Source organism: Candidatus Fermentibacter sp., assembly GCA_030373045.1.
Classification (GTDB): domain Bacteria; phylum Fermentibacterota; class Fermentibacteria; order Fermentibacterales; family Fermentibacteraceae; genus Fermentibacter.
The window spans coordinates 56,885-67,002 of record JAUCPW010000009.1 but is presented as its reverse complement, the minus strand read 5'-3'; the positions used below and the strand labels follow the sequence as shown (position 1 = coordinate 67,002).

Annotated in this window: 9 protein-coding genes and 1 tRNA gene; all 10 read left to right on the top strand. The window is 68.1% G+C overall.

From position 1 onward, the window contains the following. The first annotated feature begins 76 nt into the window (after window positions 1–76). Window positions 77–655 carry a hypothetical protein gene (locus QUS11_02530; protein ID MDM7992167.1) on the top strand — a complete coding sequence of 193 codons (579 nt, stop codon included), beginning with the start codon at window positions 77–79 and terminating at the stop codon, window positions 653–655. Next, window positions 639–2,864 carry a hypothetical protein gene (locus QUS11_02525; GenBank protein ID MDM7992166.1) on the top strand — a complete coding sequence of 742 codons (2,226 nt, stop codon included), beginning with the start codon at window positions 639–641 and terminating at the stop codon, window positions 2,862–2,864. Before QUS11_02530 ends, QUS11_02525 begins: the two co-directional genes overlap by 17 nt. After that, window positions 2,861–3,676 (top strand): diaminopimelate epimerase, encoded by an 816-nt coding sequence (gene dapF, locus QUS11_02520; GenBank protein ID MDM7992165.1) that lies wholly within the window; start codon window positions 2,861–2,863, stop codon window positions 3,674–3,676. Before QUS11_02525 ends, dapF begins: the two co-directional genes overlap by 4 nt. Before the next feature lie 50 nt (window positions 3,677–3,726). Beyond that, a tRNA-Gly gene (locus tag QUS11_02515) sits at window positions 3,727–3,802 on the top strand. Window positions 3,803–3,816: 14 nt separating this feature from the next. Next, window positions 3,817–4,479 carry a hypothetical protein gene (locus QUS11_02510; protein MDM7992164.1) on the top strand — a complete coding sequence of 221 codons (663 nt, stop codon included), beginning with the start codon at window positions 3,817–3,819 and terminating at the stop codon, window positions 4,477–4,479. Continuing rightward, the gene (locus tag QUS11_02505; GenBank protein MDM7992163.1) at window positions 4,460–5,065 is read left to right on the top strand and encodes a CDP-alcohol phosphatidyltransferase family protein; all 606 of its coding nucleotides are present in this window, start codon (window positions 4,460–4,462) and stop codon (window positions 5,063–5,065) included. Before QUS11_02510 ends, QUS11_02505 begins: the two co-directional genes overlap by 20 nt. Next, window positions 5,062–5,754: a hypothetical protein gene (locus QUS11_02500; GenBank protein ID MDM7992162.1), complete on the top strand. Its 693-nt coding sequence runs from the start codon at window positions 5,062–5,064 to the stop codon at window positions 5,752–5,754. Before QUS11_02505 ends, QUS11_02500 begins: the two co-directional genes overlap by 4 nt. Beyond that, window positions 5,751–6,641: a hypothetical protein gene (locus QUS11_02495; GenBank protein ID MDM7992161.1), complete on the top strand. Its 891-nt coding sequence runs from the start codon at window positions 5,751–5,753 to the stop codon at window positions 6,639–6,641. The genes QUS11_02500 and QUS11_02495 overlap by 4 nt, the downstream gene beginning before the upstream one ends. Before the next feature lie 3 nt (window positions 6,642–6,644). After that, on the top strand, window positions 6,645–7,559 hold the full coding sequence (locus QUS11_02490) for a glycosyltransferase family 9 protein (GenBank protein ID MDM7992160.1): 915 nt from the start codon (window positions 6,645–6,647) through the stop codon (window positions 7,557–7,559). Beyond that, window positions 7,556–10,114, top strand: a complete 2,559-nt coding sequence (locus QUS11_02485) for a DNA polymerase (protein MDM7992159.1) — start codon at window positions 7,556–7,558, stop codon at window positions 10,112–10,114. Before QUS11_02490 ends, QUS11_02485 begins: the two co-directional genes overlap by 4 nt. The last annotated feature ends 4 nt before the right edge of the window (window positions 10,115–10,118 follow it).

Genomic DNA, 10,118 nt, shown 5'->3' with positions numbered 1-10,118 from the left:
CGCCGGGACTTGCACCGGGGGCCGGCAATCGGTAGTTTCTGTCCGGTCAGTCGGCCATGAAGCCGCGGGAGCTCGAATGCACAGATCCGGCAGCGAGGTAGCCTACAAGATCGTCTTCTACGGCCCGGGGCTCTCCGGCAAGACGACCAATCTCAGGCGGATCCGCGACCTGATCGCCCCGGAGAACAGGGGCCGGCTGGTGACCCTCTGCACACGCGGCGAGAGAACCGTGTTCTTCGACTTCCTCCCTGTCGACTTCGCCTGGGTGAAGGGCGCGAACGTGAGGCTCCACCTCTACTCCGTGCCCGGCCAGGCGTACTATGCCCTGAGCAGGAGGGTGATCCTCGACGGCCTGGACGGTCTCGTGTTCGTCGCGGACAGCCAGATGGAACGCATGGACGCCAATGTGGACACCCTGGACGACCTCGAGCAGAACCTCCAGAGCTTCAGCCTCAACCTCTCCATGATCCCTGTCGTCCTCCAGTACAACAAGAGGGATCTCCCGGGCATCGCCCCCGTCGACATGATGGACAGGCTCCTGAACAGGCACGGCTGGCCCGTGGTCGAAGCCGTGGCCCTCGGAGGTGGCGGGCCGGCCGAGACCCTCAAGCTCATTGCGGCTATGATGGCGCGGCGCCATGCCCGCCTGTCGTGACCATCCGCTCGGGAGGGCGCTCTCTCTTCCCATCCTGACGGCGGCGGCCCTGATGGCCGCCTTCCTCCTCAGGTCGTGGTTCTCGTCGGTGATCCTTCCCCCTCCGCCCCGCATGCAGGGCGAGACCACCCAGTCGTACCGATACGCCTCGATGGTGTCCGAAGGCCGGGCGATCCCCGCGCTGGACACGCTCGTGATGCACCCGTCGGGAATGCTCACCTCCGAGAACTCCATCTTCGAGGAGTACATCGCCGGAGGGCTCCACCGCGCCCTGTTCCCCGGCACGGACTTCCAGGCCTTCCTCAGGGTGTTCTGCCTCGCATTCCCGCTTCTGGGAATGGTCGCCATCCTGCTGTGGTTCCGGGAGGCCGGCCTCGGCGGGAGCCGGGCGGCGATGGCCGCGCTCGCATACGGTTTCCTGCTCCCGGCGATGCTCCGGGCCAGGGGGGAGTCGTTCTACAGGGAGACCGTCGCCGTCCCCGTCATCCTCTTCCTGTGCTGGTCGGTCGAGAGGTCGACGAGGTCTACCTCGACCCGGGCCAGCCTGGTCCCCTCGGCAGTTTCGGCCATCCTCCTGTCGGCCGCCGCGGCGTCGTGGAAGGCGTCGGGCTTCGTGTGCGCGGCGATCCTCTTCTACATCCTGGTTCTCCACATCGGGAGGAAGCTGCCCCTTCCCGCGGTGGCCCTGCCGGCAGTCGCGCAGATAGCTTCCGCGCTGCTCATCCCGCACATGCGCGCCGAGGGAGCCATCCTGTCGCCCGCATCCGTAGTGGCCTTCGCCCTGCTCGTCTCCACGGTCGCGAGGGTGACCGCACTGCCCGTGCTCGCGGCGGCTGCATCCGCGATGGTGGCCCTGTTCGGGTTCAACGACGCGACGGCGCACGTCGGGGCGATGATCCTTGCCAAGTTCAGGTTCCTCTTCCTGCACCCCGGGGATCCCCTTCAGCTCCCGCCGGATGCCAGGCTGTTCTGGGTAGGAGGGTACGAGACCCCTCCCGTCGGCGAGATACTGCTCCTTTTCGGCCCGCTGATCGTCTTCGCCCTCTTCGGTGCCCGCAGGCTCTGGCAGCGGGGGCCGTCGCTGCTGCGCTGGGCGGTCCCCGCGGCACTCGCGGCCTACATGATGATGGACAGGCTCCATGTGCTCCTCGCCCCCGTCCTTCTGGCGCCAGCCGTCGAAACCCTGAGGACGAGGTGGAGGTATCCCGTGTTCGGGGCGATCCTGGCGCTGCAGTCGGTCTTCGTGCTCCCCTATTCAGGCATTCTGGAGGGCGCCGGGCTCCATTTCGGACAGCAGGCCTCCCTGCTCGGCGAGGAGGAGCTCTCGGACCTCGTCGCGTGGGCCGACTCCTCCACCGATGCCGACGAGGCATTCCTCTCCTACTGGCACATCTCCGGCTTCATCTCGGCGTACGCCGGGAGGCCGGTCGTGACGCACACCTTCTTCGAGAACGCATCCAACCGGAGGAACATCGAGGAGTTCGCAGTGCGGGTCTTCCAGCCCGAGGACAGCCTGACTGCATTCATGCGGAGAACAGGTTCAGAGTACGTGGTCCATCAGGCCGACTTCCTCCTCGACCAGGGTCCGGCGGGCCTGCTCTACCTGGCGGGGCTGACATCCCCGCCCGAGAACTCCGCGGCCCTCCTGATGCAGTACGAACCGGACGGTCTGTCGGAGCTCCGCCTGGTGTTCCAGGGCCCCTCGCTGAGGGTCTTCTCCCTTCCGTCAGGGTCGGCCGCGACATCCCCGGCCCGCTCGGGGCTCCTGTTCGACGCCAGGTTCACGGATCTCTTCGGAGACTATCGGAAGGCCGCGGAGGCGCTGTCCGACCCCCTGGGGACCGCCCGCTCCCTGGCCCTCGCCGGACGGGACAACAGGTCGCCGGAACTGCTCTCCGCCGCTCTCGTACTGGTATGCGACGACGGCGGTGACCTGGACGCAGCCACCGGCATCATGCAGGAACTCGTCGGGCTCCATCTGGACGGGCTGTATCCCATCGAAGGGATAGCGGCCGACTTCCACGCCTACCTGTCGTCATTCGGCCCCGATCCCGAGCTGCGGCTCGACCTCGCCAGGCTCTATCTCGCCGCGGGCATGGAGGACGAGGCTTCGTCGGAGGTCAGGGCGGCCCTGGAGGAGGATCCGGGTCTGGCCGGATCGGGGAACGCGGCCGATCTGCTCCGGCTCGCCGAGCGGGGAATGGAATGAAGTTCACCAAGCTCACCGGCGCAGGCAACGATTTCATAGCCGTGGACAACAGGGACGGCTCCCTGGGCCCGTTCCTGACGCAGCCCCGGATCGCAGGTCTCTGCAGGCGGGCGCTCTCGGTCGGGGCCGACGGCATGCTCGAACTCAGGGAGTCCCGCACCTCCGACTACCGGATGGTCTACTACAACAGCGACGGGGGCCGGGCCTCCATGTGCGGGAACGGAGGCCGCTGCATCGCCCGTTTCGCCGTCATGAGGGGCGCCGCCGGACCCGTGCAGACTTTCGAGAGCGACGCCGGAACGCACCGGGCCGAAGTGAGGCCGGGCGGGACGGTGAGGCTCTGGTTCACCGCCCCGGTCGCTCTCTCCGGGAGTCTGTCGCTCGCTGCTCCCGGACCCGGCGGAGTCGCGGCGACCCTGGAGGCATCCCTCGAGGACACCGGGGTGCCCCACCTCGTGGTCTTCAGGGATGATCTCTACGACGGCCTGTTCGAGTCCTCCGCCGCGACCCTGAGGCGGGCCCCCGAAACCGGGCCGGCAGGGGCGAACGTGGACTTCGCATGCGTCGAGACACCCGGATCGATGCGGATCAGGACATGGGAGAGGGGCGTGGAGGGCGAGACCCTGGCCTGCGGCACGGGAGCGGTCGCTGCGGTCTTCGCGGGTCTTCGCTGCGGGCGTGTCTCCCTGCCCTGCACGGTGCATCCTCCGGGAGGATCTCCTCTCGAAGTCGGCATGGATGATGCAGGGTGGTGGCTCGAGGGTGAAGCCAGGCCCGTCTACGAGGGCGAAACCCTGGAGCCCCTCTCTTGAACGGGCTTGACGCCGGGAGCTCCTTCGCCTATTCAATTCCCCCGTCCGGAGCGGGCATAGCTCAGTTGGTAGAGTGTCAGCCTCCCATGCTGAAAGTCGCGGGTTCGAATCCCGTTGCCCGCTCCAGGATCCCCTTCGGATTGATCGCCATGCTGCTATGCGCAGGCGCCTCCGCCGACACCGCGACATGGCAGCTCAGGGCGGGCATGATCCCCCGGACGGGTTCCGCTGCGGCCGCATCCCTCGTCTCCCTCGTCGTGATGGACCAGGGAGGCTTCGATGCGCTTTCGGGCATGTCGTCCACATACTCCACGCCTACATCCGCGGAGATAGCCACGGAGGGGATCACGGCCGAGGAGCGCCTGCGGGACAGGCTCAGGGCAGGCGACAGGACGGCCCTCATGCCCCTCGTTCTGGTCCTGGTCGCCGGCGGAGAGCCCGGAAGGGCGTCGGCCTGCCTCGAAGGCCGCGGCGCCAGGATCCCGGCCAACAGGCGGGATCTGGCCATGGCCGCCTCGTGGTACGGGCGCTATTCCCTTCATCCCTATCTCGCCATGCTGCCCGAACCCCCTCCGGACCTCGAAGGTGACGACGCCGCCCAGTCCATCGCGGCGGTGCTGGCCGCCGGATGGATGGTCCTGCCCCCCGACGGGCTGTTCCATCCCGAAGCGTTCCCCTCGCCCGTGGACATGGCCTGCATCTCGGAGGCCTTCCCGTCGGGGAGCTTCCCCCATGACGGCATCATCTGGCTCGACGAGATCGATCCGTTCTTCAGGAGGACCGATGAGGCAGCAGGGCGCTGAGGCCTTCCCGCCGGATTCCCAGGCGGTGCGCTGGCCGCCCGTCGTCCCCGCCCTGGTCACCGGCCTGCGGATGCTGGCCGCCATCTGGGTCGGCGCCATGGCATACTATGGGATCGAACCGCTGGCCCTGTTCTGGATAGTGCTCGGGGCGGCAGCCACCGACTACCTCGACGGGTGGACCGCCCGCAGGCTCCGCAGGTCTTCCTTCGAGGGGAAGGTACTCGACTTCGTAGCCGACAAGATATTCCTGTCCGTGACCCTGCTGGTGATGGCCAGGGCGGGATGGGTGGACACACTCGCGGCGGCTGCCCTGTCGGGGTACCACCTGCTGGTGCTCGCGGCCACCACGGTGGTCTCCTGGGGCGTGGGCAAGCCGCTCGTCGTCATCCCGACCAGCGAGAAGCTCGTGGTGATCCTGAGCTTCGTCCTTGCCGCGAGTGCCGCCGGATCGGCCGCCCTTCCGGGAAAGGCCGTATACTCCACCATTGCCGGAACCGCCGAGTTCCTGGCGCTGGCTTCGACCCTGTTCGGGGCGGCCGGCTATCTGAGGCTCATCAGACGGCTGCTCGCGAGGTACGCGAAATGACGCTCCTCATTACTGCCGCTCTGTTCTGCGGAATTCTCGATGATGCGCGGGAGCTGGAGACCGCAGGCAGGCTGTGGGAGGCGGGGGTCCTCTACGAGCAGGCGGGCAGTGCCGCGGGGGAATGCCGTGTCCTTTGCACGCTCCTCGAGGAAGCTCTCTATGCCGGCCATTCCGGAAGGGCCCACATGCTGCTGTGCGATCTGGAGCGGATCGCCGGCACGGACTCCCTCCGGGGCGAGTTCGACTACTGGTATGCCAGGCTCGCATGGACGGCCGGGCTGGACAGCATGGCCGTCGCGGGGCTCGAATCGGTGCAGGGGGATCCCTGGCTGGTCCACAGGGCCAGAGGAACGGCCCTCCTCTACAGGGGCCTCCCGGGCGATGCAGCCTCGGAGTTCGCCGAGGCGATCGACTGCGCCACCACGGTGAGGAGATCCTACTACGCGGCGCTCGACCTCTCGTTCGCGACACTCTCCGCAGGCAGGGATGACGACGCCGTGGCGCAGGCGGAGTTCCTCGCCCGGGCCTTCCCCTCGGAGGGGCTTCCCAGGATCCAGGAGGCGCTATGCTCCTGGAGGGCCGGAGGAACCTCGAGATCCTTGCTCCTGCTGGATTCCCTGGCGGGCTCGCCGGAGGCGTCGATCGCCGTCAGGGACATGGCGCGCAGGCTTCTGGAGGATCTGGAATGAGGCTGCCCGGTTTCCTCACGGGACGAAGACCGGCTCCGAAGGAACTCATGATACATCTCCCCGACGACCTGCTGTCACCGGAGGGGATCGCCATCCTGGCGGGATCCACGGGGTTCGACTCGTGGGCTGCGCTTTTCCTGGCCAATTCCGTGGCGCGCTCGCTCCCCGGCACGGCCATCGAGATGATCCTGCCCGCGGAGGATGTCGACGTGCCGTCCCTGCTGGACGTGCCCCCGGCCGTGACCGTCTACGTCCCGGGCAGGGGAGGACGCGGGTCCTTCACCGACGTGCTCCCCGACGCCAGGATAGTCCTGGTGGTGTCGGAGTTTCCCGACAGCGCCATCAGGCCGATCGCGAAGAGGTTCCGTGACGCGATCCGCATCTACACGAGGCCCGACGAGGATGCCAACCTCGTCTTCAACCTGAAGGCCATGCCGGTTCCGGCGAGGATGTACGAGCTGTCCAAGCTGCTCGGGGCCAGCCCGGACACTTCGTGGAGGCCTTCCATGCCCCGGGGCGAGATGGCTCAGGCCGCCTCCCTGCTGTCGCCGGTATCGGGCTCCGTGCTGCCCTACATGGCTTCCACCTTGCGAGTCGCGGACATCCTGAGGAGGCACGGCGCCGAGCTGCCCATGAGGATCGTCTCGATGGACTCGAAGGAGGGACCCGTGGCCGGACAGCCCCCGTCGGTGAAGGCCGCCGTCATCGCCGGGGCGACGGTGGTGGCCACGGACGATCCGGTCCACTGGGCCCAGGCATCGGCCATGGGCGTGCCGGTTGTTGGCCTGGACAGGAAGTCCGCCTTCCCGAACTGGGGACGTCCTCCCGCCGGGGATGCGCAGGGTCTGGCCGACGCATGGGCCGAACTCCTGAGGACCGGCTGGTGATCCGTGCTCCTGGTCAGAGTCCCCAACTGGCTTGGTGATCTCGTGATGAGCATGGAGGCCCTGTCCGGCCTGTCGAGGAGTCCCGGAGGCATGGGGTTCTGGGCGCACGGCAGGATTTCGGGCCTCCTTCCCGTGATGTTCCCGGGCGTCCCCGTCATCGATTCGCGATCCCTGCCTCGCCGTGGAGACTATTCGCGCCTGCTGCTCCTCACCGACTCCTTCAGATCGGCCTGGATGGGATTCAGATCGGGCATCCCGGAGAGGATCGGCCATGCCGGGCAGATGAGGGACCTCCTCCTGTCGAGGCGCATTGTCCCTCCCGCCGGCAGAGGGCACCACCACAGCCTGGACTTCGAGCGTCTGGCCCGCGAGGCCGGTTCCGAGCCCGCACCGGTGGAGATACCTGACCTCGAGCCGGGTTCGCCTCCGCACATCGCAGTCTTCCCCGGAGCGGCGTTCGGACCGGCCAAGAGGTGGCACGGCTTTGCCGAAGCCGCCCGGATCGTCTCGTCCCGCACCGGGCTCCCGGCGGTGTTCTACGGCAGCGCCGGGGAGGCCCCCCTGCTCTCGGAGATCTGCAGCGCCTCGGGCGGCGGAGCCCGGACTGCGGCCGGCCTCTCCTATCCGCTGTTGTGCGCGGCGCTCGCAGGCTCGCGCACAGCCATCGGCAACGATTCCGGAGGGATGCACCTCGCAGCACTCCTGGGAGTCCCGTCCGTCGTGGTGTTCGGTTCGACCTCCCCGGCGTGGACGGCCCCATCCGGGAGGAGAGTGACGACGGTGCGTGCGGCCGGATACGCATGTTCGCCATGCTTCCGGAAACGCTGCCCCGAAGGCGGCGCTCCGCCCTGCCTCGGATCGATCACGGTCGAGGAGGTGGCGAACGCCGCCTCGGCGATGCTCGGGACCGGCCCGTGAAGCTCCTTCTGGTCGACAGCATGGGCATGCTCTACCGGGGCCACTTCGCCATGTCGCGCAATCCTCTTCGGGCACCCGACGGGATGGTGACGAGCGGGCTCCACCATCTCCTGACCGAGACGATCACGCTGCTCGCCCGGCTCTCGCCGGATGCCGCCGCCGCCGCCTTCGACTCGCACGAACCGGGCTTCAGGAACGAGCTCTTCCCGGAGTACAAGGCCAACCGCCCCGAAACCCCCGCGGAGCTGGTCGACCAGGCGCTGGCGGCTCCCGCCCTCCTGCGGGCCCTGGGCATCAGCACGCTGGAGGAACCCGGCTGGGAGGCCGACGACCTCATCGCATCGGCAGCAAGGGGCGCGGAGGCATCCGGCTGGGACGTGATCGTACTCTCGGCCGACAAGGACCTCCTCCAGCTCGTTTCCGACAGGGTGTCGGTCATCAGGCCGGGGCGCCCCGGAAAGCCACAGGAGACCGTCGGTCCCGACCGGGTCGAGGAGGTCGCCGGTGCTCCGCCGGCGCACATAGCCGACCTCCTGGCCCTCGCGGGGGACTCCTCCGACAACGTGCCCGGAGCCAGGGGGGTGGGACCGAAGACCGCGTCCATGCTGGTGAGGGAATTCGGCTCGATCGAGGACATCTATGCGCATCTGGATTCCGTGGAGCCCGGGTCGCTGAGACGGAAGCTCCTCGAATCGAGGGACTCGGTTGCGATGAGCCTGGAACTGGTCAGGCTCAGATACGACGCCCCGGGCACCGGTGACCCCTCCTCGTTCCTGCTGCGCCCGCCGGGTGCGGAATCGGCCCCCGTCCTGGAACGCTTCGGCATGAGGGCGCTAGCGGCGAAACTCGGGCTGCGGTCCGCGCCGGGAGAGCCTTCCCCGACCTCCCCGGGCATGGAGGAGCCGCGGGTGGAACCCTCCGGTGACGCCGCCGGGCTCATCCGCCTCCTCTCGGAAGGATCGACCCCCTTCGTGGAGTTCTCCCCGGCGCCATCCATCCACCGCGCGCCAGGCGAAATCGCGGTCTCGGGCGACGGGGAGGGGGAGGACTGGTTCTTCGAGACAGCCGGGGAGGAGACGCCTCCCGCCGGGATCGCAGCGATACTCGGCTCGGGGCGCTTTCTCTGCCGCGACTCCAAGAGCTTCCTGCACGCGGCATGGAGCATGGGTGTCCGCCCGGAACCCCCCGCCGGCGACCTCGGTCTTGCTGCCTACGTCCTCGATCCCGGGTCACCCGGAGACTCCGCCGGCGGGCACGCCCGGGCTTCCTGCAGCTCGGCGCGCCTCGGCCTCCGAACCCTCAGGACCCTGGAGGACCGGATCTCCAGCGATCCATCCCTTTCGAGCATCTATCGCGACCTGGAACTCCCGCTCTCGGCCGTTCTCGCGGGGATGGAACGGCGGGGAGTCTCCCTGGACACGGCGAACCTCGCGGAGATGAGGAAGGGCCTGCTCTCGGAACTCGAAGGGATCGAGGCGGAAGCCTCGAAGCTCATCGGCACCCGGGTCAACCTGCGGAGCCCCGCCCAGATATCGGCCATCCTCTTCGACAGGCTGGGCCTCCCCAGGCTCGGGAAGACCGGCAGGGGGGCGGACTCCTCGGACGGTACGGTGCTCCAGAACCTTGCAGGAGCGCATCCCTTCGTGGGTATCGTTTCGGAACACAGGGAGGTTTCCAAGCTCCTCTCGACATACGTCGACAGGCTGCCTTCGTTCGTCTCGCCCGACACCGGGCTCGTGCACACCTCCTTCAACCAGGCCGTCACGGCCACCGGGAGGCTGAGCTCCAGCGACCCGAACCTCCAGAACATCCCGATCCGCACCGAGAGGGGAAGGACCCTCAGGAAGTGCTTCAGGGCCCCCGGGCGCGGGGAAGTGCTGGTGAGTGCGGACTATTCACAGATCGAACTCAGGCTCCTGGCCCACCTGGCCGGCGAAGGGCGGCTGAGGCAGGCCTACATGGAGGATGCCGACATCCATGCCATGACCGCCCTGGCCGTTTTCGGCTCGTCCGGTCCCGAGCAGAGGCGCAGGGCGAAGGAGGTCAACTTCTCGATAGTCTACGGCGTCAGCGCCCACGGGCTGGCGCAGAGGCTGGGCCTGGACAGGTCCTCGGCGGCGGTGATAATCAACCGGTACTTCGACGCCTATCCGGAGATCGACTCGTTCCTCAGGGCCTGCATATCCACGGCGGAGTCGACTGGGGAGACGAGGACGATACTCGGCAGGAGGAGGTCGTTCGCCGGCCTGGCGGCTGCGAAGGGTACGGCCAGGAAGGCCATGGAGAGGATGGCGGTGAACACGACCGTCCAGGGTTCGGCTGCCGACCTGATGAAGCTGGCCATGCTGCGGGCCGCGAAGCGCCTCGGGGACGAGGTGCCGGGGTCGGGGCTGGTCCTGCAGGTCCACGACGAGATGGTGGCATCCTGCCCCGGGGACCTGGCCGGCAGGGTGGCCCTGATCCTGAAGGAGTCCATGGAGGGCGCCATGGATCTCGAAGTACCTCTCAGGGCCGAGACGGGCTGGGGTGCGGACTGGCTGGCCGCCCATGCCTGAAGGG

Bases quoted from the DNA above. Each gene is read 5' to 3' on its own strand.
- QUS11_02505 (MDM7992163.1), top strand. From the start codon at position 4,460: ATGAGGCAGCAGGGCGCTGAGGCCTTCCCGCCGGATTCCCAGGCGGTG.
- QUS11_02525 (MDM7992166.1), top strand. From the start codon at position 639: ATGCCCGCCTGTCGTGACCATCCGCTCGGGAGGGCGCTCTCTCTTCCC.
- QUS11_02495 (MDM7992161.1), top strand. From the start codon at position 5,751: ATGAGGCTGCCCGGTTTCCTCACGGGACGAAGACCGGCTCCGAAGGAA.
- QUS11_02500 (MDM7992162.1), top strand. From the start codon at position 5,062: ATGACGCTCCTCATTACTGCCGCTCTGTTCTGCGGAATTCTCGATGAT.
- dapF (MDM7992165.1), top strand. From the start codon at position 2,861: ATGAAGTTCACCAAGCTCACCGGCGCAGGCAACGATTTCATAGCCGTG.
- QUS11_02530 (MDM7992167.1), top strand. From the start codon at position 77: ATGCACAGATCCGGCAGCGAGGTAGCCTACAAGATCGTCTTCTACGGC.